23 protein-coding genes and 2 pseudogenes are annotated in these 25,505 nt (G+C 57.1%); 14 read left to right on the forward strand and 11 right to left on the reverse strand.

Features of this window, described 5'->3' with window-relative positions:
• Positions 1–213 precede the first annotated feature (213 nt).
• The 10 genes from BHMPCIPO_RS32100 to BHMPCIPO_RS32145 all read left to right on the forward strand — a co-directional run bounded on the left by BHMPCIPO_RS32100 (position 214) and on the right by BHMPCIPO_RS32145 (position 9,894).
• Positions 214–495, forward strand: coding sequence for an acyl carrier protein (locus BHMPCIPO_RS32100; RefSeq protein ID WP_173520809.1), 282 nt, complete (start codon positions 214–216; stop codon positions 493–495).
• On the forward strand, positions 496–1,704 hold the full coding sequence (locus BHMPCIPO_RS32105; RefSeq protein WP_173520810.1) for a beta-ketoacyl-[acyl-carrier-protein] synthase family protein: 1,209 nt from the start codon (positions 496–498) through the stop codon (positions 1,702–1,704).
• 358 nt (positions 1,705–2,062) lie between these two features.
• Positions 2,063–2,653, forward strand: coding sequence for a NodA family N-acyltransferase (locus BHMPCIPO_RS32110; RefSeq protein WP_069457973.1), 591 nt, complete (start codon positions 2,063–2,065; stop codon positions 2,651–2,653).
• Positions 2,650–3,297 (forward strand): chitooligosaccharide deacetylase NodB, encoded by a 648-nt coding sequence (nodB, locus tag BHMPCIPO_RS32115; RefSeq protein WP_173520811.1) that lies wholly within the window; start codon positions 2,650–2,652, stop codon positions 3,295–3,297. Before BHMPCIPO_RS32110 ends, nodB begins: the two co-directional genes overlap by 4 nt.
• A 14-nt stretch (positions 3,298–3,311) precedes the next feature.
• Complete coding sequence (gene nodC, locus BHMPCIPO_RS32120) at positions 3,312–4,643, forward strand: chitooligosaccharide synthase NodC (RefSeq protein WP_173520812.1); 1,332 nt, start codon at positions 3,312–3,314, stop codon at positions 4,641–4,643.
• Positions 4,644–4,679: 36 nt separating this feature from the next.
• Positions 4,680–5,285, forward strand: coding sequence for a nodulation methyltransferase NodS (gene nodS, locus BHMPCIPO_RS32125; RefSeq protein WP_173520813.1), 606 nt, complete (start codon positions 4,680–4,682; stop codon positions 5,283–5,285).
• 30 nt (positions 5,286–5,315) lie between these two features.
• Positions 5,316–7,031: a nodulation protein NodU gene (gene nodU / locus BHMPCIPO_RS32130; RefSeq protein ID WP_173520814.1), complete on the forward strand. Its 1,716-nt coding sequence runs from the start codon at positions 5,316–5,318 to the stop codon at positions 7,029–7,031.
• Positions 7,028–7,942 (forward strand): nodulation factor ABC transporter ATP-binding protein NodI, encoded by a 915-nt coding sequence (gene nodI / locus BHMPCIPO_RS32135; protein WP_173520815.1) that lies wholly within the window; start codon positions 7,028–7,030, stop codon positions 7,940–7,942. The genes nodU and nodI overlap by 4 nt, the downstream gene beginning before the upstream one ends.
• Positions 7,943–7,945: 3 nt before the next feature.
• A complete protein-coding gene (locus BHMPCIPO_RS32140) occupies positions 7,946–8,734 on the forward strand; it encodes a nodulation factor ABC transporter permease subunit NodJ (RefSeq protein ID WP_173520816.1) in 789 nt (262 codons plus the stop codon).
• 956 nt (positions 8,735–9,690) lie between these two features.
• Complete coding sequence (locus BHMPCIPO_RS32145) at positions 9,691–9,894, forward strand: hypothetical protein (protein WP_173520817.1); 204 nt, start codon at positions 9,691–9,693, stop codon at positions 9,892–9,894.
• A gap of 143 nt (positions 9,895–10,037) precedes the next feature.
• Here BHMPCIPO_RS32145 and BHMPCIPO_RS32150 read toward each other — a convergent pair whose 3' ends face one another.
• From BHMPCIPO_RS32150 to BHMPCIPO_RS33375, 11 genes and pseudogenes are all read right to left on the reverse strand, one after another.
• Positions 10,038–10,472, reverse strand: coding sequence for a helix-turn-helix domain-containing protein (locus BHMPCIPO_RS32150; RefSeq protein ID WP_173520818.1), 435 nt, complete (start codon positions 10,470–10,472; stop codon positions 10,038–10,040).
• Between the two features lie 186 nt (positions 10,473–10,658).
• Positions 10,659–10,874: pseudogene (locus BHMPCIPO_RS32155) on the reverse strand (tyrosine-type recombinase/integrase); the annotation flags it as partial.
• A 140-nt stretch (positions 10,875–11,014) separates the two neighbouring features.
• Positions 11,015–12,013 (reverse strand): site-specific integrase, encoded by a 999-nt coding sequence (locus BHMPCIPO_RS32160; protein ID WP_173520819.1) that lies wholly within the window; start codon positions 12,011–12,013, stop codon positions 11,015–11,017.
• Positions 12,010–12,954 (reverse strand): tyrosine-type recombinase/integrase, encoded by a 945-nt coding sequence (locus tag BHMPCIPO_RS32165; protein ID WP_173520820.1) that lies wholly within the window; start codon positions 12,952–12,954, stop codon positions 12,010–12,012. The genes BHMPCIPO_RS32160 and BHMPCIPO_RS32165 overlap by 4 nt, the downstream gene beginning before the upstream one ends.
• Entirely contained in the window at positions 12,951–14,189 is a 1,239-nt protein-coding gene (locus BHMPCIPO_RS32170) for a site-specific integrase (RefSeq protein WP_173520821.1), read from the reverse strand. The genes BHMPCIPO_RS32165 and BHMPCIPO_RS32170 overlap by 4 nt, the downstream gene beginning before the upstream one ends.
• Before the next feature lie 90 nt (positions 14,190–14,279).
• Positions 14,280–16,001, reverse strand: a complete 1,722-nt coding sequence (locus tag BHMPCIPO_RS33360; protein ID WP_246304783.1) for a site-specific integrase — start codon at positions 15,999–16,001, stop codon at positions 14,280–14,282.
• The gene (locus BHMPCIPO_RS32185) at positions 15,995–17,224 is read right to left on the reverse strand and encodes a tyrosine-type recombinase/integrase (RefSeq protein ID WP_173520822.1); all 1,230 of its coding nucleotides are present in this window, start codon (positions 17,222–17,224) and stop codon (positions 15,995–15,997) included. The genes BHMPCIPO_RS33360 and BHMPCIPO_RS32185 overlap by 7 nt, the downstream gene beginning before the upstream one ends.
• A gap of 206 nt (positions 17,225–17,430) precedes the next feature.
• The gene (gene tnpA / locus BHMPCIPO_RS32190; protein WP_282439119.1) at positions 17,431–17,769 is read right to left on the reverse strand and encodes an IS66-like element accessory protein TnpA; all 339 of its coding nucleotides are present in this window, start codon (positions 17,767–17,769) and stop codon (positions 17,431–17,433) included.
• A 7-nt stretch (positions 17,770–17,776) separates the two neighbouring features.
• Positions 17,777–18,241 (reverse strand): annotated as a pseudogene (locus tag BHMPCIPO_RS33365) (Mov34/MPN/PAD-1 family protein); the annotation flags it as partial.
• Positions 18,242–18,781: 540 nt separating this feature from the next.
• The gene (locus BHMPCIPO_RS33370; RefSeq protein WP_312033099.1) at positions 18,782–19,159 is read right to left on the reverse strand and encodes a ThiF family adenylyltransferase; all 378 of its coding nucleotides are present in this window, start codon (positions 19,157–19,159) and stop codon (positions 18,782–18,784) included.
• A 364-nt stretch (positions 19,160–19,523) separates the two neighbouring features.
• The gene (locus tag BHMPCIPO_RS33375; protein ID WP_246304787.1) at positions 19,524–19,799 is read right to left on the reverse strand and encodes a hypothetical protein; all 276 of its coding nucleotides are present in this window, start codon (positions 19,797–19,799) and stop codon (positions 19,524–19,526) included.
• Positions 19,800–21,944: 2,145 nt separating this feature from the next.
• Between BHMPCIPO_RS33375 and BHMPCIPO_RS32205 the strand changes: the two genes are divergently transcribed.
• The 4 genes from BHMPCIPO_RS32205 to BHMPCIPO_RS33940 all read left to right on the forward strand — a co-directional run.
• Positions 21,945–22,736 carry an autoinducer binding domain-containing protein gene (locus BHMPCIPO_RS32205; protein ID WP_312033094.1) on the forward strand — a complete coding sequence of 264 codons (792 nt, stop codon included), beginning with the start codon at positions 21,945–21,947 and terminating at the stop codon, positions 22,734–22,736.
• Positions 22,737–23,301: 565 nt separating this feature from the next.
• The gene (gene ectB, locus BHMPCIPO_RS32210) at positions 23,302–24,576 is read left to right on the forward strand and encodes a diaminobutyrate--2-oxoglutarate transaminase (RefSeq protein WP_173520824.1); all 1,275 of its coding nucleotides are present in this window, start codon (positions 23,302–23,304) and stop codon (positions 24,574–24,576) included.
• 243 nt (positions 24,577–24,819) lie between these two features.
• Positions 24,820–24,987, forward strand: a complete 168-nt coding sequence (locus BHMPCIPO_RS32215) for a hypothetical protein (protein WP_173520825.1) — start codon at positions 24,820–24,822, stop codon at positions 24,985–24,987.
• Positions 24,988–25,369: 382 nt separating this feature from the next.
• Positions 25,370–25,505, forward strand: a 136-nt coding sequence (locus tag BHMPCIPO_RS33940) for a transposase (RefSeq protein WP_376741742.1), incomplete at its 3' end; no start/stop codon positions are given.

The following is a 25,505-nucleotide window of genomic DNA, read 5'->3' on the forward strand; positions in this document are numbered from 1 at the left end:
TCATACCAATCAATGCTGCATAGCAACAGCAACTGACGCTCAGGGCGATGGCAACCCTCGATGTTCTCGATGCTCAGCCAAGATCCGGCCGGCTCACATCCGATTTCCATTCACAATCGGCTTGATCGGCGGCACAAGCTTGCTGGGTGCAATTCAGCAACGAGTTCAGGATCAGGCGGCGTCTAAATTGAAACCTATGATGAAAGGAACAGTATGTCTGATCAACTTACTAGGGAGGTTATTGCCACAATCAACAATCGGGCGCTAGCGGAGCAAGGTGAGTCGACAACCGCGACTCCTAGCGCCGAATTGACTATGGCAACGGAGTTGACTTCGCTCGGCCTCGATTCTCTTGCGTTCGCTGATATCCTCTGGGACCTTGAGCAAGCCTACAACATCAAGATCGAGATGAATACGGCGGATGCTTGGTCGAACCTACAGACGGTCGGCGATGTGGTCGTGGCTGTCCGAAGCTTGCTGGCCAAGGAGGCTTGAATGGATGGGCGCGTCGTTATCACCGGAATTGGTGGGTTGTGCGGACTCGGTACCGATGTCGCCTCTATCTGGCGTGAGATGTGCACAGGCGTTTCTGCCATCGGGCCGATCGCCAATCCTGAGCTGCACGAGCTGGCGGGTGTGATTGGCTCCGAGATCAAGACGCTGCCGGAGCACGACATCAGTCGAAGGCAGCTCGCCTCCATGGACCGATTCAGCCTTCTCGCAGTGCTTGCCGCGCGCGAAGCGATGCGACAGGCCGGGCTCTCCGGTGATGAAGAAAATCCGTACCGCTTTGGTGCCGCCGTGGGTGTCGGTGTCTGCGGCTGGGACGCGATCGAAAAGAATTACCGCGCACTCCTTTTGAATGGCGCGAAACGGGCTGAAGTCCTCACGGCGCCAAGGGTAATGCCTGGCGCAGCTGCCGGTCAGGTCAGCATGCATTTCGGTCTGCGCGGTCCAGTTTTTGGCGCCACGTCCGCCTGTGCGTCGGCTAATCACGCAATTGCTTTGGCCGTAGATCAGATCAGGCTCGGACGGGCCGACATCATGCTTGCCGGCGGCAGCGATGCGCCGCTTGTGTGGGGCGTGCTGAAATCATGGGAGGCACTGCGCGTACTTGCTCCAGATACTTGTCGTCCCTTCTCCGCGGATCGCAAGGGGGTAGTGCTTGGAGAGGGCGCAGGCATGGCCGTGCTAGAAAGCTATCAGCATGCTTCAAGACGTGGCGCCCCTATCCTTGCCGAGATCGTCGGGATTGGTCTGTCGGCCGACGCCTTCGACATTGTTGCGCCGGCTAGCGAGGGCCCCGAAGCGGCGATGCGCGCCTGTCTTGAAGACGCGAGGTTGAATATTGAGGATGTCGATTATCTCAATGCGCACGGCACTGGCACCAAAGCAAACGACCAGATCGAGACAGCGGCGGTTAAGCGAGTCTTTAGCGAGCACGCCTATTCGATATCGATCTCGTCCACCAAGTCTGTGCACGCACATTGTCTCGGGGCGGCAAGTGCACTCGAAATGATTGCGTGTGTGATGGCGATCCGCGAAGGGATCGTCCCGCCCACGGCAAATTATAATGAACGCGACCCCAATTGCGATCTCGACGTGACGCCAAATGTGGCGCGTGAAAGGAAGATTCGAATAGCGCTAAGCAACGCCTTTGCCATGGGGGGCCTGAACGCAGTTCTAGCGTTCAGGGAAGTATAGCAACGACCGCGGGTTTACCATCTCGGCTTTACCGCAGCTAGAGTGGCAAGACATCCATGCGCAGCTCCGACTGGACCATTTGTATTCGGACAAACTGGACGTTTTAGCGGGGCCAGAATGGTTTGATACTTGATTGACCAAAGCACGCAGGAGCTGCAAGTGGAGAAGAAACCGATCGCAGGCCAAACGGGTTCTGCACATATTCTCCATCCATGGGATGGATGCGTTTCATCCAAACAATAGATTTCACTGATTGCAGCCATTACTGCATAGAACTAATAACACTGGTTATTCAGATGCTGCATACTAGACGCGTCCGGATAACTGCAAGTTTTGCCAGAAGCATAGAGAGACAAAAATGCCTGCTGACGTGCGATGGAAACTTTGTTGGGAAAATGAGCTGCAAGTCGACGATCACGCAGAACTTTCTGCGTTCTTTCGTAATACCTACGGGCCGACGGGCGCGTTCAATGCAATGCCCTTCGAAGGTGGCCGCAGTTGGGCCGGAGCGCGGCCCGAAATGCGCGTGATTGCTTACGACTCGCATGGCGTTGCCGCCCACATGGGCATGTTGCGGCGTTTCATCAAGGTCGGGGAGGTGGATCTCCTGGTGGGGGAACTGGGGCTGTGGGGAGTGCGTGCCGATCTTGAAGGACTTGGGCTTAGTCATTCAATGTTTACGCTGTATCCGGAGTTGCAGCGGCTCGGCGTCCCATTCGCGTTCGGCACGGTTCGGCACGCGCTGTACAAGCACGTTGAGAGACTGTGCCGCGGCGGTATTGCGACCATCCTCCCAGGGGTGCGCGTGCGCTCCACTCTCCCAGAGGTCTACCTCGATCTGCCAGCCACGCGAATTGAGGACCCCCTCGCCGTTGTGTTTCCCATAGCGCGCTCGATGGACGAGTGGCCTTCCGGCACGCTAATTGATCGTAATGGCCCAGAGCTATGAAACAGCTGGATTATAGTTGCAAAGTCTCGGGCAACAGCGCCGATCGTAGTGTTTATCTGACGTTCGACGACGGACCAAATCCATATTGCACGCCTGATATCCTCGATGTTCTGGCTGAGCGGCGCGTACCCGCTACGTTCTTCGTCATCGGTGCTTATGCCGCGGATCAACCAGAACTTATCCGACGTATCGTTGCCGAAGGGCACGAGGTTGGCAACCACACTATGACCCATCCGGATCTCACGACATGCGGACTAGAGGAAATAGAAAATCAGATCACGGAAGCAAGCGAGGCCATTAAGTCGGCTGCTCCTCAGGCTGAACCCAAGTTTATCCGCGCTCCATACGGGCTCTGGAACGAAGACGTGCTAAGCATCTCAGCGCGCGCGGGGCTCCAAGCGGTACATTGGTCCGTAGATCCGCGGGACTGGTCGCGCCCCGGTGTCAACGCCATTGTTGATGCAGTGCTGGCTTCAGTCGAGCCAGGCGCCATCGTGCTGTTGCACGACGGGTGCCCCCCCAACGAGCTTGTAGGACACAAGCTTGCTGGCTTGCGCGACCAGACGCTGATGGCGCTTTCCCGTGTCATTACCGGGTTGCACGACCGAGGTTTTGTGATCCGAACGCTCTCCCAGGATAATTAACGGACGGTATCTGCATGGATCTATTTGGTGCAACCAGCACGGTGGCCATTTCGTTGTATGCGCTTCTTTCTGGCGTCTATAAAGGCATGCAGGTCCTGTATGCTCCACCGGCAAGCGCTTTTTCTGCCTCCCCCGGAAGCCCCCCGTTCAACGCGCTGGCAAGCGTCGACGTGATTGTTCCCTGTTTCAATGAAGACCCGGACATTCTCTCGGCGTGCCTCGAGTCTATCGCAAATCAGGATTATGTCGGGCGGCTGCAGGTTTTTGTGGTGGATGATGGTTCTACAAACCGGGAGGACCTCGCACCCGTACACAACACATATGCGGGAGATCCGCGGTTCAACTTCATTCTTCTCCCTAGAAATGCCGGAAAGCGCAAGGCGCAGATCGCCGCGATACGCCGCTCATCCGGTGACTTGCTGCTGAACGTCGACTCAGACACCACGCTTGCGCCCGACGTGGTCACGAAACTTGTCCACAAGATGCGCGATCCATCGATAGGCGCGGTCATGGGACAATTGGTGGCCAGAAATCGCAGCGATACATGGCTGACACGACTGATCGACATGGAATACTGGCTGGCCTGCAACGAGGAGCGGGCGGCGCAGGCACGTTTTGGTGCGGTGATGTGCTGTTGTGGTCCATGCGCTATGTACCGCCGATCTGCACTGCTTTTGCTGCTCGACCAATACGAGACGCAACTGTTTCGCGGCAAACCAAGCGACTTCGGTGAGGACCGTCATCTTACAATCCTTATGCTCAAAGCTGGTTTTCGGACCGAGTATGTTGCGGATGCCATTGCAGCTACGGTCGTGCCAGACCGGCTCGCGCCGTATCTGCGACAACAGTTGCGCTGGGCGCGCAGCACGTTCCGAGACACGTTGCTAGCGCTGCGCTTGTTGCGCAGCCTTGACCGTTATCTAACATTGGACGTGATCGGGCAGAATCTCGGGCCGCTGCTTCTAGCCGTGTCGGTATTGATGGGGCTTGCGCAGATTGCGGTGGCAGCCACGGTGCCGTGGTCAACGATAACGATGATAGCATTCATGACGATAGTGCGCAGCAGTGTGGCTGCGCTTCGCGCTCGCCAGCTTCGGTTTTTAGCTTTCGCTGCCCACACGCCGATCAACCTTTTCCTCATCCTTCCCCTTAAAGCATATGCGCTCTGTACGTTAAGCAATAGTGCTTGGCTCTCTCGCACTTCTGTCTTGCAAAGACCCGCCCGCAGCGCGGAAACATCATCGCCTAAATCTCTACCGATGGATCAACCTTCTCGCGAGCACCCGAAGTTTTGGTCGGCTTTGGGTGTTGGAGCTGACGGCGAGGCCGAGGGCGGGCAAACCTAACATCAGTTTGCGGGTAGCCATAAGAGGTGCAGGAAGTTGAACCAGAAAAAGCATTACCAGTTGCTGCATGATGAGTTGGCCGAAGACGATCCATGGCGGCTTGATAGCAACCCGTTCGAGCAGGAGCGACATAGGCAAATGCTGCGGCTGGCGCTTGCGCAGCCATCAATCACAAACGCGCTCGAAGTCGGATGCGCAGCCGGTGCGTTCACCGAAAAACTTGCGCCGCATTGCGAGCAACTCACCGTAATTGATGTGGTGCCCCAAGCGCTCGCTCGAACGCGTCGACGACTAAAGGATCGGCCGAATATCTCCTGGATAAGCTGCGATATCCTCCAGTTCTCGGCACGAAAATGCTTTGATCTGATCGTGGTGGCTGAGGTGCTCTATTACCTTGAGAGCGTTGCTGAGATGCGAACGGCTGTCCGCAACTTGGCACAGGTGCTCGCGCCATCCGGTCATCTAATATTCGGATCGGCAGGTGATGCGAGCTGCCAACGTTGGGGTCACGTGGCTGGTGCCGAAACCGTCATTACGATCTTGGATCAGAGATTGGTCCAAATTGATCGTGTGCGATGCGTCGGCCAAACCACCAACGAAGACTGTTTGCTTACCCGATATCGCCACCCCGTGTCTCAATGATCCGGCTACCGCGTTAGATATGGAGATCTTATGCGCATCTGCGGAATTAAACTCACACACGACGGAGCAGTTGCCCTCATCGAAGACGGGAAACTTATCTTCTGTATTGAGCAGGAGAAGCGCAACAACAATCCCCGCTATCAAGTCATCGACAACCTCGACGCGATTGTCCAAGCCCTGAACGAACACGGTTTGAGCGTAGGGGACGTTGGCCAATTTGTCATCGACGGGTGGGACGGAGAACTTGAATCAGAGTTCCAGGTTTTCAGCGAAGGCGTCCCCATAACTCTCAGTGGAGCTCCCTATGTCGAACGGTGGCCAGACAACCCTCTAAAGTCCCATGATAGCTCGGGCCTCGCGCTCAGCGGCTCGATCCTCCCTTACAAAAGTTTTCCACACGTCATAAGCCACGTCGTGTCCGCGTACTGCACCAGTCCGTTTGCCAAAGCCGGAGAACCTTCGTTCTGTTTGGTATGGGACGGCTGCATATTTCCACGGCTCTACTATGCGGAGCCAAAAGGAATCCGATTGATCAAGTGCCTGTTCCCGATGATAGGTCATGCCTATGCTGTCGCCGGCCATCACTTCGGCCCGTACAGGAAGGAGGATCCAAAAGGCTGGGACCTGGGTGTCGCCGGAAAGCTAATGGCCTACATTGCACTTGGCGCGGCTAAGGAGAACATCCTAAACGTGTTTCGGGAGCTCTATGAGGAACACTTCGCCGGAGAAACGCTGCTCGCGGTCGGTTATAGGGAAAACATTCATAATGCAGACGCATTGCTCGCACGCGTCAATGATTACTTCGACGCAAGCGCGTCCCGGTTACGGTGCGAAAAACCCGAGGATGTACTTGCTTCATTTCATGTTTTCCTTGAACGCCTCCTCGTTGGAGAGATGACGATTGCTCTACAGATGCAGTCGCAATTGGAATCCCGAAACTTGTGCGTCGCCGGCGGATGCGGCCTTAATATCAAGTGGAACAGCGCACTCAGAGCCAGTGGTCTGTTTGAATCAGTCTGGGTGCCCCCATTTCCCAACGACAGCGGATCGGCTATTGGCGCCGCCTGCTGCGCGCTTGCTGTCGACCGTGGTCTCGCTCCGCTTGACTGGTCAGTTTACAGCGGCCCTAAGCTGAAGAGTAGCGCGATCCCGCCGGGATGGGAAGCTGCTCCATGCACCTTGGCCGAACTCGCCAGGATATTGGCATCTAACGAACCGGTTGTTTTTCTTGCCGGCCGTGCAGAACTTGGGCCACGGGCGTTGGGGGGCAGAAGCATCTTGGCCGCCGCGACTTCCCCGCAAATGAAGGATCATCTCAACGAAGTGAAATTTCGCGAGCATTTCCGACCTGTAGCCCCAATTTGCTTGGAAGACCGCGCGCAGGACATCTTCGACCCCGGCACTCCAGATCCATACATGCTCTTCGATCATACGACACGCCCGGAATGGCGAGAACGGATCCCTGCCGTAGTGCACCTTGATGGAACTGCGCGACTTCAAACGATCTCGCGAAATTCTGAGCACGAAGTCTCGAAACTCCTGGCCGAATATGAAAGTCTCACCGGTATTCCGCTGCTCTGCAACACGAGTGCCAACTATCACGGCCGGGGGTTTTTTCCCGACGCTGCAGCGGCCTGTGAGTGGGGACAAATAGGCCACGTATGGTGCGATGGTTTGCTGCTTACAAGGACGAGTGAAACCGATGAGTCCCCCGTGGGCTGCGCGGATTTCTCGGTAAGTGCATGACCGCGATAGCAATCAGTTTAATTGACGTCACAAAAACCTACCTCGACCGGACTGTTGTCGATCGGTTTTCGTTCGCCGTCAAAAAAGGAGAATGCTTCGGACTCCTCGGTCCTAACGGTGCCGGCAAAAGCACGATTGCGCGTATGGCTGTTGGTATGACGCCGCCCGACGCAGGTAAGATCACGGTGCTTGGCGCCCCAGTGCCTGCGCAGGCTCGCCTGGCCCGGGCAAGCATCGGGGTGGTTCCGCAATTCGACGACCTCGACCAGGCATTCACAGTGCGCGAGAACCTGTTGGTCTTTGGGCGCTACTTCAATATGAGCACCCGTCAGATCGAAGCCGTCATTCCGTCACTTCTGGAGTTTGCCAGGCTTGAGAGTAAGGCGGATGCCCGGGTCGCAGGTCTTTCCGGTGGTATGAAACGGCGCCTGATGCTGGCGCGCGCGCTCATCAACGACCCACAACTGCTCATATTGGATGAGCCCACCACCGGTCTCGACCCGCACGCGCGTCACCTGATTTGGGAGCGATTGCGCTCGTTGCTGGCACGCGGCAAGACGATTCTGCTTACTACTCATTTCATGGAGGAGGCGGAGCGGTTATGCGACCGGCTATGTGTTCTTGAAGAAGGACAGAAGATCGCCGAAGGTCGGCCACAAGGGCTGATAGACGAACAGATTGGCTGCCAAGTCATTGAGATCAACGGCGGCAATCCACAGGAACTGCGTGCGCTTATCAAAACATGCGCGCAGCGCATTGAGGTAAGCGGAGAAACCCTCTTTTGTTACTCCTCCGCTCCCGAGCAGGTGCGAGTACAATTACGGGAGCGTACGGATCTGCGTCTTTTACAGCGCCCCCCCAATCTCGAGGACGTTTTTTTACGTCTGACTGGGCGAGAGATGAAGGATTGAAAGATGTGGGAAAACTATGCGGCAGTTCTGCCTGCCAATGGGTGGAACTGGATTGCGGTGTGGCGCCGCAATTATCTTGCGTGGAAAAAAGCCGCGCTTGTGTCAATTCTCGGTAACCTCGCAGATCCCATGATCTATCTTTTTGGTCTGGGGACCGGTCTTGGTTTTATGGTCGGACGAGTCGAAGGCATGTCATACATTGCTTTCCTGGCAACTGGCATGGTCGCGGCGAGCGCGATGACGGCGTCTACGTTCGAAATTATTTATGCAGCGTTCGCGCGCATGCGCGATCAACGCAGTTGGGAGGCGATCTTGTACACGAAAATGACCCTTGGCGACATAGTGTTGGGAGAAGTCGTCTGGGCAGCTACCAAGGCGCTTTTGGCCGGAACTGCGATTGCGGTGGTTGCAGCCATTCTGGGTTATGCGGTTTGGTCATCCATTCTCCATATTGTGCCGGTTATCGCCCTGACCGGAATCGCGTTTGCGAGTCTGGCAATGGTCGTTGCGGCGCTCGCGCCCAGCTACGACTATTTCATCTTCTATCAGACCCTCATCCTCACGCCGATGCTGTTCTTGTCCGGTGCTGTCTACCCGGTAACTCAATTGCCCGGTAATGTTCAGCAGATGGCGACATTCTTGCCCTTGGCACATTCGATCGACCTCATTCGCCCGGCAATGTTCGGCCGGCCAGCCGCCGACGTGATCTTCCATCTTGGAATACTTTTCATTTTTGGCGTATTGCCCTTCTTCGTATCGACTGCCTTACTTCGGCGACGCCTAATGTCATAAAATCGGCGCCAAACACCAAATTGGAAGGCACAGTCATCGATGTAGGGACGGCACTACCGCGGGCGGCGCTCCGAGATTCAGCGGCTCTCCAGGTGATCCTCGGTTAGGCCGAGGTAATGGCAGTTGGGGCTCGCCCAGCCTATTTGTCAACATGGCCAAATCGCAGCTTCGAGTCGAACCGGCTTTCATGCGACACATTGCCCTCCACGGCCCGATAAAGCGGTTCTTCCTGACCACGGTTGATCTCGATCAACATGCCCCGGACACGCGCAGCCTACCGGTGTTTCTTGCAAGGGTTATTGCTGATTCAATTATTGCTGGTTCAAGGAGACGTCAAATGAACATGAATGACGCACGGCATCTGAGATGGATCGCGGGCGCAGGTGCGGCTTTTTTCGCATGCGGGGCAGCCGCCGCGGACCTGACATCATCGCCTGTCGTCCATGTGGCAGAGGATGTAGCGACTGGACTAAGCCATTGGCAGATCCGCGTGCGCGGTTTGGGCGTTATCACTGAGGATAGTGGTTCAATAAACGGCGTGCCGGGCTCGGACCTTTCCTATTCGGACTCACTGAGCATGCGCGATTCTCGGGGGGGGGACCGAAAGAACATCGATGAGAAGCCAGGCTCAGGCCGCGCTGTCGAGCCGTAATCGGCGCACCGTATCGTTCGCAAAGGACAGAGGCAGACGGCCGTGGCGGCCGCCTTCGGAGCCCGCAAAGGACCGATTACAAATGGGTGAGGCGCTATCGACGAGAAGGTTCTCCCTCTCCGCCCATAATCGTCCATTTAGAAGCAGTAGGTCACGCCCGCGCCGATCAACCACGGATCGATTTTTGCCTTTCGGCGAGATCACCTGTTGAGTGCCGATAGCGTCGGCACGCTCTGAACGATTGGCGCGGCCGGCGTGCGCCTCGGCTACGTGCTTGCAGATGGCGGTTATGTGATAGCTCGCTTTGAAGCGATTTCCACCCCCGGCTGTCGTTCCCGCCGACGTCCTTTATAACACCGGCGGCATCGACGAAGGCATCTCTGATGTCTGCGGCGGAAAGGTCGCAGGCGCGCTCAGACGCTATTCGGAGGGTCTTCAGCACGTCTTTGACGCCGTGATGCCGGCAGTCCATGTCTGCTCGCGCATGTCGCGTGTATCGATGGAGTGATCGAGGGAGTGATCGAGAAGGCGGCTGACTTAAGGAGGCGACAGCTTCTCGGGCTTGTTTACAGCGTTCCTAAATCAGAAATGAATCTGTCGTGAGACTCATGGACTGCTCTTTGTGGGCCTGAGCCGTTCGGTACAAGCGGTTTATGCGGGATCATGTCCTGCGAGCGCTTTCATAAGGTCTAGGGTCCGGCTCCGCACCCTTTTGTCGGTGATTCGGGAAAAGGCGCGAATAAGCGCAAGACCTTCATCACTCGACGCAAACTCCACGATTTCTGATTGCAGCCGCTTTTGGCCACTGCGGTCACCGCTGTCGACTGCCGCGGCCCCGGGCATATCCTCGAAAAAATAGGAAACTGGCGCATTCAGCGCGTCTGCGATCTGCTGGAGGCGGCTTGCACCTACGCGGTTTGTGCCCTTCTCGTATTTTTGTACCTGCTGAAACGTTACTCCGATAGCCTCCGCAAGAGCCATCTGTGTGACCTGCTTCCACACCCGGCGCATCCGGATTCGACGGCCGACATGCACATCGACAGGTTCAGGCTTTCCCTTCGTTTTTTCGGGGTTAGGATTCAACATGCACTTCTCCATGTACTTTCAGCGATAGAGTCTCCTGCACCAGCAGCGCCAGACCCTGCATGCCCTTGCGCTTATGTGGTGCACCACATAAGCGCAACTATCGGCGTCCATGATTATGTGGAGCCGGAGAGGCTGATGACCGCATTGTCGGCTTTCCAACATCCATCGACTCCACATAACAATGCACTATCGCGCGGCAAGCATCGCGATCAGTCTATCCGGCGGGCGGAATTTGCCTGGCTTGATGCCGAGCGGCGCCAGCGCGTCGAGCATCTCGAGTTTTTCGGTCGGGTCAGCGCGCAGGTAGATCTCCGTGCTCTGGAGAGTGGCGTGACCGAGCCACAGCGCTACCTTGCGAATGTCGCGCGTCGCCTGAAGCATGTGCATGGCGCAGCTGTGCCGCTTATGTCTCCCTCTACATAATCGCCACTATCTACCCTGCCGGACTATGTCGGGTAGCTTTGTTCTGGGCGGTAAATGTCTGGGAAATAAATCTATTTCCTTCAAGAGCGCCGAGGCCACCCGACATAGTCAGCCGGGATTCAGAGGCTGTTCAAGAACCCCAACAAACTGTCATCTGGTCGAAAGCGGGATGACATGCCGGCATATGGGGAGGTCTTTGCTAAGGCTGCTTCCTTCATTGCCAATGTCGCCTCGAGGTAGATTTGTGTGGTCTCGACCGATTCATGGCCGAGCCACAAGGCAATCACGGCGCGGTCGACGCCCGCTTGCAACAGGTCCATGGCCATTGTGTGCCTCAGGCGATGAACAGTTACGCGCTTTCCCTTCAGCGACGAGCATGTGCCAGAAGCGGTCTGGCGGTGCTTGTTCAAGATATACTGGACACCATGAACGCTGAGCCGCTCGCCTCTGGCGCTGGGAAACAGGATGCCCTCATCTCCGCGCTGCGTTTCCTTCAGCCAGCTTCTCAGCACGTCGGTTGTCGCTTTGGCGAACGGGGTACATCTTTCCTTGCGCCCTTTGCCAATGACGCGCAGATGAGCGCCTGTTCCGAAAAAGAGATCATTCCGCTTGAGACCGGTGATCTCCGACAGACGCAAGCCGGTCTGCACGGCGACCAGGAGAAACGCATGATCGCGCCGCCCGGCCCATGTCGATCGATCCGGTGCGGCCAGCAGTGCATCCACTTCCGGGCGGGTCAGGAAACTGACGGGCGTTCGGGTGAAGCGCTTGCTGGGAATGGCAAGAATACGTTGAATCTGAGCGGAATGCTCCGGCGCCTCGAAGGCCGCATAGCGAAAGAAGGAATGAATTGCCGTGAGGCGGAGATTGCGGCTGCGGACGCTGATCCCCTGATTGTTCTCAAGGTCATCAAGGAAAGCCGTAATCAACGGGGTGTCTATCTCCTCGAAGCTTAGGCGAGACGGTGGCTTGTGCAAAGTTCGTTCGGCAAACTTCAGCAACTGCCGAAACGTGTCCCTGTAGGAACTGATGGTATGAGGGCTTGCCTGCCGCTGTTGCATCAGGCGTTGAATGAGAAAGCGCTCCAAAAGTGGCGCCAGACTGGCATGCTTGATCATGTCCGGTCCTCCCAGCGGCGCTCAAGACGACGCATCGCTTCGGTCATCAGCTCAGGTGAGGCGCTAAGGTACCATTGCGTGTCGGCCACATGGGCATGGCCGAGATAGGTGGACAAAATCGGCAGAAGCCGCTCTGGATCTTGCTCGGCTTGATACCAGCGCAACAGCGTATTTGTGGCGAAGACGTGCCGCATGTTGTGCAGACGCGGGCCGTGGCTGTCATCAATCCCGCGCAGGCCAATCCGCCGGGACAGAGCATAGAATGTTCGATGAATGCCACCCACGTCGAGGCGATTACCTCGATAGGATGTGAACACATACGGCGACGCCGCCAGGGCCGCATTTTGTCGATGTCGGCGTTTGATCAGATCTTGCAGCACCGTGCACGTTGTTGCGTGCATCGGCACGAGACGGGACTTTCCAAACTTCGTGCCACGGATCGTCAGCACCATGGCGTCGAAATCGATGTCCGAAAGCTTGAGGTTCCGCGCCTCGCCGAGGCGCAGGCCGGCCACACTCAGCAATCCGAACAGGCAGTAGTATGTCAACGACCTGAGTTTGCAGCAGGTATAATGGCACGGCATCTCGAGCGCGGCGGACAGAAGCCGCCGGATGTCGTCCTGTGAGTAAAGATATGGCCGCGCCCGCTTCGGGCGAAATGGCAGCAGGCCGTCTGGCGGAATTTGTGTCCGCGGATCGGTGGCAACATGGTGACGGGCAAATCCGCGAATGAAGCTCAGCCGCCTGGCCCAGTTTGATGGTTGCGTTTTTATGGGCAGCTGGGCCCATTCGAGGGCCAGTTCCGTGGTGATGTAGGGGGCATCTTTGGCTTCCATGAAGCTGACGAAATCGATCAACCCTCTTCCCGCTTGTCGTAGCTTGAACCCCAATCTGCGGCGCATCTCGATATAGTCGTGGGCAGCTTGTCGGAGTGCGCTCATTGGACCGCTCCCGGCCATACCACAGCCAATGTTCGCAGGGCGTTGAGATCAACCTTGGCGTAAATCGCCGTTGTCTCCACATGGCGGTGCCCCAGAACTTCGCCGATCTCGCCGAGCGAGGCACCGCCACGCAGCATCTCGGAAGCGAGACCGTGGCGGAACTGGTGCGCACCCGTTGTGGGAGCATTGATGCCAGCCCGTTGAAGGCGACGGCGGATGGCGCATCCAAATCCACTCGGACCGTCGAATCCCCGGATCGGGGCTTTGCCGCGCAAAAAGACACGCCGGCAGGCGCTGCGTGGTCGCCCGTTCCGTAAGTAATCGGCGATGGCCTCGCCAACATCCGCTGATAACGGCAAGTCATTGCGTTGACCGCTCTTGCCCCGGACACGGATCTGTCCGGCGACCCAATCGATATCGCCAAGCTCGAGCGTGATCACCTCGCTCGAACGAAGGCCGAGCCGAGCCAGCATGAGGATCATGGCATAGTCGCGGCGTCCCATGGGTGTCTGGCGATCGATGCTGGCAAGCAACCGGGTTACATCGTCACGGCCGATCGCACGAGGAATAGACGAAAGCCTCCAGTTGGCCACGATCGGCACTGCCACAGCCAAATCTGAGGTGATATCCCCGTTATAGCGCGCATAGGAAAGAAACGATCGCAGCGCGGTGGTCATGATCTTCGCGCGTCTTATGTTCAAACGCGAAGTTCTTTTTTGAACGAAATCGGTCACATCGACAGCGCGCAACTCTGCGAGCGAAACAGCACCTTCACTGAAGCGGAAATTGAGGAAATCCCGGACGACTGGCCGGTAATTTATAATCGTTTGGCGGTTCAGCGCGCGGGCGTCTCGCAAATACGATTCGTACGCCTGTAACTTTAGATCGATAGATGAAGGCTGGTGCTCGTCCTCTGCCTCTTCGCGAATGGCCCCGATGCCTCGCAAAAAATCCAGCAAGTGTCGGAGAGCAGCGTCATCTCCACGTCTTGGCCGTCGAAATTGGGCGCGCTCCTGCAGATAATGTCCGGCGTGCTCTCCACGGATATCGGCCAGATCGATCCTGTTTTGACCAAGCCAATTGCTGAAACCGGCCGCCATCTGCACCTGGTTCCTCGTCGAGACGAGACTGTAGCCCCGACCGATCAGCGACTCCGAAAACGGTATGATGTAACTCGCCACCGGCCCTTCTGGTGGCCGCGACAAAGCGAAACTATCATTGATGCGATACTTCATTATTTGCTCCCTTCCCAAGCTGGATTGCTGGAAGGGCTACGAACTATCTCTACTCCTTATCTATAAACCTTTGAAATCTTTGATCGAAATCTAGTTACCCGACATAGTCCGGCAGGGTAGATAGTGGCGCAGTACATGGGGCGATATCGACTTCGTCGCCAGCGTGGGCGCCACGCTGACGGCGGCGGCGACGTGCTTTTCGAGGATGTATTCGAAGCCGGAGCGCGTCATCATACGGCCAGCGGTGTTCAGGAAGAGCGCCGTGTCTCCATCCTTGGGTCTAACCGCGATCCAGGCGCGGAGCGCGGCAGCGGTCTCCTGCCAGAGTGGGAGCACGCGCTCCCGTCGTCCTTTGCCGATGATATGGATGCTGGCGGGTGACCGTCCGTCGAACTGGTCAAGCGCGAGACCGACGAGTTCGGAAACGCGTAGCCCGCCGGCGAAAGCCAGATGCAGCATGGCTCTATCGCGAATGCCTGATAATGTCCGTCGATCCGGTGCATTGAGCAGCGGGTGCACTTCAGTACGCGAAAGTGAAGCCACGAGCGCCTCGTCAATCTTCTTCATCGGAATGGCGTGCACCCGAAGGGCCTGATCCAGCACTGCGGGTGCACGGTGCTCGAGATAGCGGAAGAAAGACTTCACGGCAGCAAGCCTTGCGTTGCGCGAACGGGCCTTGTTGCCACGCGTCTCTTCGATGTGTTCGAGAAAGGCGAGGATCATCGGTACGTCGATATCTTCGATCTGCAGCAGACACGGTCGCTTACTCAATCGTCGCGCAGCGAACGTCACCAGCAGCTGGAAGCTGTAGGCACAGGCATCGCAAGTGTGAACGCTTGCGCGTCGTTCCCGGGGAAGATGTCCGCGCAGGAACGCGGTGAGGTGCTGGGCAAGCTGGGTCATGCCGTCACTCCTCGATGCAATGTCTCGCCGGCTGTCGAAATATGCGCCATCAGCTCCGGCGTTGACTGGAGATACCAGTATGTATCGGTCACATGGGCGTGCCCCAAATAGGTGCTGAGGGCGGTGATATGCCGCGCCACCGCCTGAGAATCGTGCGCACAGCGTTCGAGAGAGCGGACGGCGAACGTGGCGAAGATCGTGGATCCGCGGCCCTCGCGATCCTGCAGCGCCTCGCAAGCCGATCGATCGCATGATCTGCAGAAAGACCGTTATTACTGTCGGATAAGCGAGCGGCGTTCCCTGATGCGAAATGAAAAGCGCATCGCTCTGACTTCCCGCCTTCAGGCGAGTCGCGAGGTATCCGTCCAAGGCGCGTCGGGTCGTTGTGTGGAGCGGCAGCAACCGACTCTTCTTGAACTTGGTCTGAGCAATGATCAAGCCGTCGTCGGTCACGTCGTGTAATCGTATGGCGATTGCCTCCGAAACACGCATGCCGGTCGCTGCAATCAGCCCGAACATCGTGGCGTAGGAGAGCGGTCGGATTGTATCGTCGGGGCCAAGTCGATGAGCGGCGTCGATCAGCCGTCGGATCTCCCCGGGACTATAGATGTAAGGCGTGCGGCGCCTGCGACTGGTGCGGCCGAAAAGATCAGCGGAGGGAACTTCATGCCGCGGATCTTCGGCATGCAGTGCGAGCGCGAACCGGCGCACCGCCAACAAGCGATTGCGACGTTGTTCGGGTGAAGGCGCCTGTAGCGCCCACTCGTGCACGGTCGCCGTCGTTATGACATGCTCACCGCGGTGCTCGGCAAAGGCGACAAAGTTGCGTAAAAGAATGCCCGGGGTCCGAAACTTGAATCCCAGTGCGCGGTGCAGCGCTGCATGGTCGGCGAGGAGCTGGCTCAGCATACCAGCTCTCCCGGCCAGGGCTGGGCAATCTGCTCCAGCATCGCTACATCGACCTTGGCGTAATGTGCGGTCATATCGAGCGAACGGTGACGCAGCACCGTTCCAACAGCTTCGAGTGTGGCCCCCGAGCGCAGCATCGAGGTTGCCGCCGAATGGCGCAGCAGGCACGCTCCGGTCGACGGGGGATCGGAAATGCCCGCACGTTTTAGCGCCAGCGCTACAATCGTGGAGACATGGCTGGACTGTGCAAATGACCGGTAGGGTGCAATCATTGTGAGAAAGACCGCCTCTTGATGCACGCGGGGCCGTTCCTGCTCGATGTACGCGAGAAGTGCATCGCCGACGTCCTGCGGCAATGGCAGCCGAACTTGACGGCGCGCTTTGCCATTCAAGCGCAGCATGCCGGACGTCCATTCGATATCGCTGAGTCTGAGTCCGGCCACATCCCCGGCCCGCAGCCCCAGGCGAGCCAGTAGGAGCAGGATTGCACGGTCCCGCAAGCGCCCTCTGGTGAGTTGATCGCAGGATGCAATGACGCGCTCAACATCGGCGGCTGCAAGATACCGCGGCATCGACGAAAGGCGCCATTGCAAGACCGGCGGAATGGCGTGATCGAGGTTGGGGCGGCACAGGCCGACACCCGCGAGGAACCGAAGATAGCTGCGCAAGGCGCTCGTTATGCTCCTCAGGTCGGCCGGCCCGGTTCGGTCGCGCCACTCGCGGACTACTTCACGGATCCTGGCGGCGTTATAGTCGAAGGTCGCCGTGCCGAGCTCCGGTAACAGCTTATGCAGTTGGCGAAGGTGACGGGTGATCGTTCGTTCCGACAGTTCCCGGTGGACGCGCAACCAACTCTGATAGTCGGCAAGGAGAGGATATGGCGACGCGACCTTCAAGGGTGGACGTGCGACGCCTGCCCTTTGCAGGAAAACAACGAACCTCCCGGCGCGGCGCGAATATTTTGGTGAGATACGCAGCCATTGCCGCCCACCAGGACATCGACACCGATGTTCGGCAAACCGACGAACGACATCGTCATCGATGACGTCGATCGAGATACCTGCGCTACCAAGCCAAGCCGCGAAATGACGAGCCGAGGCCGTGTAGCCCTCAATGGTCAGCGGCGTGTATCTCTGAGCGGCAAGATCGGCCGGGAACTGTTCGATCCATGTCGACAACGGTCCTGGATCGAGGAACCAGTGATTACGATTATTGGCATCCATATTTACTCTCCTCACAACGTGAACCAATCGTGAGAGAGCATAGTTATGTGGAGCGACCGCGCCTGCTCGTTCTATCTAAGCAACTGTAAAAACTCCATAACCCATCGATCCGTAATGACAACTCCGCATAATTATCGTCGCCGCATAGTTGCGCATGTCGCAGTGACCGCTCGCGATCCACACCCGCACCCCGGAACTGATCGGGATCATTTGAGCGCTCGCATAATTGCGGCTGCCAGGTCGCATGGCGCTGCTGAGCCAATTCTCACCTTCACGCCGTTCGGGAAGTCCACCGCCATCGCCAGTTCCACCGCATCACTGCTGGCGGAGCCAACAAGCTTGGCTTGGACAAAGGCGGGCTCGGCCTGCTGGACCAAAGGTTGCCGCCGCCATGTGTAGAGCAGGCCGGTCGAAACCTCGAAGCGGCGCGCAACTTCGGAAACCACCGTGCCCGGCGCGAAGGCCTCCGCCAGTATCTGCGCGCGATCTTCCAACGACCATCGCCGACGCCGCTCTGGCCCCGTCAGCAAAACTGCATGTCCCATGAATTGCTCAGTGCGCTCTTAAGAGCGCAGACTCACGGGAGACGCGGAACTTCGCAAGACGGTCCCCGCCGGAGGGATACATACGCGACGTCTTGGAACGAGAGATCAAATGGGGCACTAAGGCATAATTGAGTGGCGGCACGGCGAAAGCTGCGCGAGGATTCACGAGATTGAGTGGCAAGCTGCCGTCGGGTCGTGCGCATCGATCCAGTTTGCCGGCGGCTGCCATGACTGGTCTGGAAGCACGCGCTTCTGGAGAGCGGATGATCGTTTTGAGGCAGCGACGGTCGGTCCAGCTTGGTTTGCCGCTCTGGGCATTCGGATGCGTGTGCCAGTCGCCTATGTAGGTGTCGACACGGCCTGACGCGCGATAATGACGGTCGATCTCGGATTGCTCCCATTCGCGGTCCGGGGAAAAGCTGCTGCGTGTGCGGATCGCTTCCGATCCGCCGTCAATCATCTTCGTGATTACCGCTACATTCGCGTCCGATCAGTATCCCATAAAGGTCCCGCCTGTTTCGAGGTCGTGCCAACGGCCCGCGTCTTTCAGCATTGCTTCAACGACGGACTCCAGTATCCAGATCAGCTTCGGCATCCGCAGTCCGGGTGTCGTTCCAGTGGATCGATCCGCCAACTCGGCGGCATACGACGTTTTACGTTATGCAGATTCATGGTGCGGACTTCGGATACCGTCCACTCATCCGGGCTGGACAGGACATCGACGGCCATCCGGACGGTCTCCGAGGACAGTTCCTTCAGGTCGAATGAAGCTCCGGTGAAGGTGAACTCGGAGCAGCCGGGTGGCTGAACGAGCGTTGATTCGTCATTCATGCCGTTCGGATAGGGGATGTGCCCCGACTTTCCTTCTGGGTCTCATTGGCGTGCGCCATGCAGACCGGACGACCGGATTCCGGATGATGGTATACGACTGCCCCGCCGTGCAGGTTGGGTGAGGCGAAAACGGAGATGAGCGAAAGGTCACGCTCCCGGCAGATGTCGCCGAGAAGGTAGGTCACGCCCGGCGCGGCGCTGGCGTCCACACGACATCGACGCTGTCCAATAACTCGTTCAGCCGATCTGTGTCTCCGGGAACGTGCGGATTGCAGATTGTTAATCCAATGCGGTGCGAGACGGTCAGAACGGAGGTCCATGGATATTCCCGTTCGATGAACCGCTTTAAGGCGTCCTGCTTCTTCGTTCCCCAACTGCTGGCTCCAAGTTCCCAACGGATCGCGTTGCCCGGCTCGACGACATCGTCGTCCATCAAATGGAGCGAGGTGCAGCCGTTTCTAGCCAGTTCGACGGCAGCGGGTGATCCCAGTGCGCCGGGCCCGACAGGCCGCAGTTGCGTTTGCCTCAGACTCGCGACCGATGGAACTTGATAGCCGATGTCTGTCTCGCCGTCCCGAAAACAGGTACGATCGACGCGACCGTGCCTCTATGTCGCGGTCCCCATCGGCTCGGGCGCAAATGTGCTCCTGTACCCCCATTCCGCACACCCAAGCGTCACCACGCCCGCTGTGTTGAAGTTCGGTCTTGCTGACCGTGAATGAGAGCCGGATATCTGCGCCGTCGAATGTCACATTTGTTTCCGTACGCGACTTTGCCGACCGTCTGTTCAGCAGAACTTGTTGGTAGAGAAAGTTGGTCGTCGCGCCGCCAAGGGAATCTGTCGCAAACGGCATTCGAAAAAATGGCGGCAGGAAGAGGCGCAGCACGTTCCGCCAAAAGGCTACCGTCATCGGCATTGACCTTTAAGATCGTAGCGCTGATGGTCCGACCGATTTCTGTTCTGCTTGCGGTGACGAGGACATCGACAGTCCCTTGTCATAGCCCGAGAGCTTCCATTCGGAGTCAACGAGGACGGAGCTACCGCTCGCGTGGCCGAGGCTGTTCCACCTACATTCGATCGGCTCTCCCTGCGGATCCTCCGCTCCCGTGCCGTCCAGGACATGCGCGAGGTTTTCGTCGAGGATTTCCGCCAATGACATGTTGGCCTGCCGGTAGCGGGTATCGCGCGCAGCAGGCAAAGGGCTCCTTCGGATCCACAGTGCCGCTCAGGGTATTGGGATGGGTCGCAGGTCAGAAAAACATGGCGGCGCAGGCGTGGAAAGGTGTCTGGATAAACCGCCCGCAGCCCAATCGTTCTTCCGTCGCTCAATGGCCATGAAAACTCGGTTCGAAGGATTCCGGCCGCCGCCTCCTCCTCATCTACGAGGAGGCTCTCTCCAGCAACAGAATAAAGCTTTTGAAGTTCCGCCAGCCTCTTGCGCCCTCCTCGTGTGACAGCAAGAGCGGGAGGTGGCTCAAAGTCGGTGTATGGCTTCATGTTCAACCAACGTGCTTCGGAGGCACTTTCGGCGGAACGCTTGGACCCGGGTGATCCGGTGGACCAGGCGGATGACCGGGGTGACCGGGATGGTTCGGATGGCCAGGATGTTCGGGATTGCCGGCTGGTGTCCCGGATTGTCGGGTTTTCCTGCCATTTGAGGCTCCTTCTTCTGCGGTTGGTGCTAAGTGTTAGTGTTGTTCGCTTAGGCGTCTTCAGGCACGGAGAACCGTTTCAGAAGCCTGTTATGCTATTCCATGTGAAGAACTTATTGTTGTATCCCTAGTCGGCCGTTCATCGAAAATTGCATCCTTCATGTCTAGCGTGCGTTTCAGCTTGGTAGCTTGTGAGCCCAGGACTGTATTGCGGCCCCTTTTCGCTGATGTCATTGAGATTGATGGTCACGGCTTGTCCTCAATTGACTTGCTAACGGGGCCGAGGACCTTGAGGGTCCAGCCTCTCACTATGGAGCCACTATAAGACCGTGCCTAAGTCAGATTTCAGCGTTCCTAGGGTAGAAGCCGCAGGATCTCAGCAATTTTTCAGCTGGCCCGCAGGGTTGCTGCAAGTAAATGCGACGGTCCCGAAAGGTCGACGCGATTCGGTCGCGGAAATCAGATAAATCTTGGCTGACGCTCGCTTGTTACCAAGCGTGAAGAAATTTTCCGGCAAGACGATCCATCTCGTCACCGAGCGCACCGCTGCGCATGCGGTTGAGCACCGAGCGCTCGGCGGCCGCTTCGATCATGTGAAGGGTTTCTTGTGAAGATGGCGCCTTTTCAAGACTCCTCATGGCACGAGGCGGCAGGTTCCGCTGGTGCTGCACACCCAAATGCGCGTAGGAAGGACAGCAGGATGCCAGGTCTCCTCATCGATCCTCGTCGCGGACGACCCGCAGAGCCGCGGGCCCTCGCGGCCAATTAGCTGGTGCATCAGCGGCAACATGGGAGGGTGATTACCCAGGAGAGACGGTGACACTTGTGAGGCCGCGACGGTTTGCCTCAAGTGCGAAGATAAGCGATCGGAAACCTCCGGTCAGATTTACCTGCGCCTGGTCGGCCCCGAAGGCACACGGGGAGGCGCTGGCGGTCGAGTTCCGCTAGCATTGCCAGCTTCCCGCATCGCATACCGCGAAACCGTCTTGGGGGCTCTTCTGAGCCGGCTGACATTGACGTCGGCGGTGCGCGTGTCGACGTGGCCAGGCCGCGCCCGATTAGTTCATCGTGACTGAACACCTGGCCCGGTTTTCCATTAACTGGCGCAGCAGGTCGAATTGCATCCGGTGCAGGTGCATCCGTTAGCCGTTGCAGGAGCGTAACCGCTGGCTGGCTGACAGCTATTCGGGGCGCGCCAAACAGGATGCGCTTGTCACCTTGGGATTGCTGAACGGCTTCCTCAACACGGGATCGGCCGATGCGCAGTGGCATAGTCTCACAGCGCAACCGCGCGACGGACACCACTGTCGCGTTTGTCGGGTCCACGACGTAGCGGCACCTGGCTGAGTGCTGGCTGCTTCGTGTTCAAATAACTGACAAACAAAAAAAATCGCGTTGATGCCCCTTTCTGCGAGGTTGGCACGACTCTTGATCCTCCCGGCTACGGGGGCAGATTGCCGACCATTTGCAACTCTCAACGGACGAAGGAGGAGAGCATGATGTCAGAGCCCTGTCGACCTGCATTGAGAGCCCTGCAATACCGGCCGTCGAGCGCGCAGAGCCGCAGTGCCTCATCGGCTGCTGTGTCGTGCACCGGTGACTACATGGCGAGCGATTCGTCACTCAAGCGAGACTGTGGAAGGCTCGCGGATGTCTGCGGTTTCCCTCAAGTCCGCGGATCGGCCACCGGAGTGTCCGATCAGATTTCGTTGGGAGGATCGATCCGTTTCCCAAACTCGGATAGAGACGAGTATGCGGTTGAGCTCGGCCGGTTCCTCGATCTGACAGATGGTGTCGCTCAACCCAAAAAATTGTTCGACCTTTTGTCGGGTTTTGCGTTTCAATTGGGCTGCAAGTGGGTGGCCTATGGTCCTCTTACAACCAACAACATGGCTTTGAACCCAGTGCGATGCGACTCGGAAGAGATTCTGAATTATCCTGATGGCTGGCAGGAGCGATGTCTCGCAATGGGTTATGAGAGGATAGCCCCTGTCATCAAAGAGAGTCGAATGGGAGCTGGCCCAATTCGATGGAGCGACGTGTACAGTGACGCAAGCACCACTGAACACGAGCGGCGCATGTTTGATGATGCCGCAACGTTTGGCTTGCGGTCCGGCATTAGTGTTCCATTACGTGGCCCCAAAGGCAGTTGCGCGGTCGTGAGCTTTGCACGGCATTGCGAGCGTGATTTGAAGAATAGAACGATCACCTACTTACAACTTGCTGCGACTCATTTCCATCTGAGAGTCGCGAAGATCGCGAATTCGCACGTTTTCCAAAAAATTCCCGCCCTTTCTTTAAGAGAAAAAGAGTGTGTTTTGTGGGTGGCAAGAGGGAAATCGTCGTGGGACATAGGAGTTATTATGATGATATCAGAAAATACTGTGAACTTCCATATTAAGAATGTCATGCGAAAGTTAGGTACGTCGAGTAGGACCGTCGCCGCGATTAAAGCAATAAGACTTGGAATTATCGAATTGTAAGAAGCGACCAAGCAACGTGAGATGCCCCCTTCAAAGGAGGTCCAGGTGATTTGAACGCTACGCAGCGCCATCTTTCGGGAACCTGCATTCGGGGCCGGTACTGCCTTTGTATAAAGTTCAATCGGAAAATGGTACCGGCAAGTTGGCGACGCGCTCTAACGCATATCCCTCTACGCCAACCGTGAGCACCTTATGGGTAACCGTCGGGCCGCGGGTGGGGGCTTCGGATCAGATCGAGGAAGCGCCAAGTACATGTCCTCTCGCGTCTGCAATAAGTGGGTGCGACTCAGATTGTCTTAAGCTCTCAGGAAATCGGATGTCAAAGGGCGCGAGGGGGGCGGCTCTCCTGGGTCTGTTCAAGTTAGAATAAGCGAATACTGGAGAAGCGCCAGCGACGATACTGCTAGCTTGGGTAGGCGCATGGACCTACATCGCCGTGTAAAACCGCGAAGCCACGGTAGAATTCCGATTCGACATTGGCGTCGCGGCGGCGTCAGGACGCCGTGAGAATTGCTTCAAGACTATAGGCGTACTCCTGTCGGTCATCGTTTAGTGGAGGAAAATCATGTCGAACAAGAGTAAGTCCAATTCACTCTCTGCCTTTGAGAGCCTTGAATCGAACGTGCGCTTTTATTCGCGATCATTCCCCGTTGTATTCGCGAAAGCCACAGGAGCCATTCTGCACGACGAGAGCGGCCGCGAGTATATTGATTTTCTCTCTGGGTCGGGCGTTCTAAACTACGGCCATAACGATCCGCACTTCCTAGACGAAGCGACGCGGTACCTGAGATCAAATGGAATAATACACGGCTTGGACATGGCCACGCCAGCTAAAATGGACTTTATGGAGTGCTTTGAGGCAATAATATTGCGCCCGCGTGGTCTGAAATACAAATTTCAATTCCCCGGCCCCACCGGTACCAACGCGGTGGAAGCTGCTTTGAAGCTCGCGCGCAAGGCCACCGGACGGCACGGTATAATTTCATTCACCAATGGCTTTCATGGGATGAGCTTAGGCGCGCTTGCGGTGACGGGAAACCGATATTACCGGGACGTGGCGGGCCTTCCCCCGGCCGGCGTGGTGTTTATGCCCTATGACAGGTACTGGGGAGCCGATAAGGATACTTCGGAATATCTGGACAAGGTGCTCGCTGATGCAAGCAGCGGTGTCGATCTGCCGGCAGCAATCATTCTGGAAATCGTGCAAGCTGAAGGGGGCATCAACCCTGCGGGAAAAGAGTGGCTGCAGTCGATCCAGCAGATATGCAGAAACCATGGAATCCTCCTGATTGTTGACGATATTCAGGCAGGTTGCGGACGAACGGGCAATTTCTTCAGTTTCGAGTTTGCGGGTTTATCACCGGACGTTGTTCTTTTGTCCAAGTCTCTAAGTGGGTCTGGATTGCCGTTGTCTCTTTTGCTGCTCAAGCCCGAACTAGACGTTTGGCGACCGGGTGAACACAATGGCACTTTCAGGGGCAACAATCTTGCGTTCGTGACGGGGGCCGCTGCTTTTCGAAGATATTGGACCAATGACACTCTGTCGGCGCAGGTTACGGAAATGGGACACATCATAAGCGGGCGTCTTCAGCAGGTGACTCAAGCCAACGGAGCTCATAAGCTTTCTTGGCGCGGAAGGGGCATGATGCTGGGACTCGATTGTGCCACAGGTGAGTTGGCCGAGAGGATCGTCCGCAAGGCCTTTGAAAAGGGACTTGTGGTAGAGCGATGCGGAGCAGAAGACCAAGTTATCAAGCTCCTTCCTCCTTTGACGATCGACGAGCAAACGCTTCACCATGGTCTAGACATTCTGCAAAAGTCGATACACGCAAGTGTTTAAAGCGGATGGTGGCTGCAGCGTAGTGGTCAGTTGCGAACCGAGACGGCACCTACCACAGATTGTCGATGTCCGCTTACCAGCTAAGGGCGCATGTGAAGCCCGTTCCGCGACTACGTGTCGATCATTACAGGGCGGTCCGCGCCATGCATCGCCACACGGCCGGGCGTGCTGTATAGTGAAATGTAGCGTCTATCCGGCAGATTGCTGAGGCCTATGAGGCGATTGGTATCTGACGGAGGGAATTTGTCCGACAAAGAAAAAGGCGAGACCGGGGCTAACGGCGCCGCCTCTCGATTGGTCTGGTTAGCTCGCGACGCCGCCAGACTGATCGGCCTTGCGGAGTTTTTACCAAAGCAACAAAGCGTTGGGCTTCACTCTAAAGGCACTTCTATCAACCAGTCGCAGGAGTAAGGGTAGTGAAAAAACCCCTTGGAACGACAGCTCGAACAGGCGAAATTTGCCCCGAGAGTGGAAATTGGGAGGTCGTCGGTTCGCCGACAACCACAGCTCCCATCGCGAAAGGTAACCGTATGCCACCCTACGGTAGTAAGGCTGTCACCTGGAAACTCATCAGATATTCCTAACGAGTGAAGGTTGGCCCCTGCACGCAGGGGCCAACCTGATACGTGCCGGAGGGGACGAACGGCCAAGCCGAATGCATCTTCCTCTCGCCTACAAGGTGAGCGTCCGGTGAGCGGATTTTGCTGAACGAGCCAGTTAGGCGATGTTCTGGCATTAGAACCAGCATTAGTGCTGACACTAATTCCAGATCTGAGAGGTTGGCATGGCCCGCATGGAGATCATTTCCGGCGTCGAGCGTAGGCGGCGATGGTCGAAAGAAACTAAGCTGAAGATATTGGCGGAAGCTGACCACCCTGGCGTCCGCATTGGTGATGTAGCTCGTCGCCATGACATCTATCCGGCTCAGA

Source organism: Ensifer sesbaniae, assembly GCF_013283665.1.
Taxonomy (GTDB): domain Bacteria; phylum Pseudomonadota; class Alphaproteobacteria; order Rhizobiales; family Rhizobiaceae; genus Ensifer; species Ensifer sesbaniae.

Excerpts from the sequence above, each read along its gene's own strand:
- nodU (WP_173520814.1), top strand. The coding sequence starts at position 5,316 with ATGCGCATCTGCGGAATTAAACTCACACACGACGGAGCAGTTGCCCTC.
- BHMPCIPO_RS32185 (WP_173520822.1), bottom strand. The coding sequence starts at position 17,224 with ATGGATGCCAATAATCGTAATCACTGGTTCCTCGATCCAGGACCGTTG.
- BHMPCIPO_RS33360 (WP_246304783.1), bottom strand. The coding sequence starts at position 16,001 with ATGCTGAGCCAGCTCCTCGCCGACCATGCAGCGCTGCACCGCGCACTG.
- tnpA (WP_282439119.1), bottom strand. The coding sequence starts at position 17,769 with ATGGGACATGCAGTTTTGCTGACGGGGCCAGAGCGGCGTCGGCGATGG.
- BHMPCIPO_RS32140 (WP_173520816.1), top strand. The coding sequence starts at position 7,946 with ATGTGGGAAAACTATGCGGCAGTTCTGCCTGCCAATGGGTGGAACTGG.
- nodC (WP_173520812.1), top strand. The coding sequence starts at position 3,312 with ATGGATCTATTTGGTGCAACCAGCACGGTGGCCATTTCGTTGTATGCG.
- BHMPCIPO_RS32110 (WP_069457973.1), top strand. The coding sequence starts at position 2,063 with ATGCCTGCTGACGTGCGATGGAAACTTTGTTGGGAAAATGAGCTGCAA.
- BHMPCIPO_RS32160 (WP_173520819.1), bottom strand. The coding sequence starts at position 12,013 with ATGATCAAGCATGCCAGTCTGGCGCCACTTTTGGAGCGCTTTCTCATT.
- nodI (WP_173520815.1), top strand. The coding sequence starts at position 7,028 with ATGACCGCGATAGCAATCAGTTTAATTGACGTCACAAAAACCTACCTC.
- BHMPCIPO_RS32165 (WP_173520820.1), bottom strand. The coding sequence starts at position 12,954 with ATGAGCGCACTCCGACAAGCTGCCCACGACTATATCGAGATGCGCCGC.
- BHMPCIPO_RS32100 (WP_173520809.1), top strand. The coding sequence starts at position 214 with ATGTCTGATCAACTTACTAGGGAGGTTATTGCCACAATCAACAATCGG.
- BHMPCIPO_RS32170 (WP_173520821.1), bottom strand. The coding sequence starts at position 14,189 with ATGAAGTATCGCATCAATGATAGTTTCGCTTTGTCGCGGCCACCAGAA.
- BHMPCIPO_RS32150 (WP_173520818.1), bottom strand. The coding sequence starts at position 10,472 with ATGTTGAATCCTAACCCCGAAAAAACGAAGGGAAAGCCTGAACCTGTC.
- ectB (WP_173520824.1), top strand. The coding sequence starts at position 23,302 with ATGTCGAACAAGAGTAAGTCCAATTCACTCTCTGCCTTTGAGAGCCTT.
- BHMPCIPO_RS32105 (WP_173520810.1), top strand. The coding sequence starts at position 496 with ATGGATGGGCGCGTCGTTATCACCGGAATTGGTGGGTTGTGCGGACTC.
- nodB (WP_173520811.1), top strand. The coding sequence starts at position 2,650 with ATGAAACAGCTGGATTATAGTTGCAAAGTCTCGGGCAACAGCGCCGAT.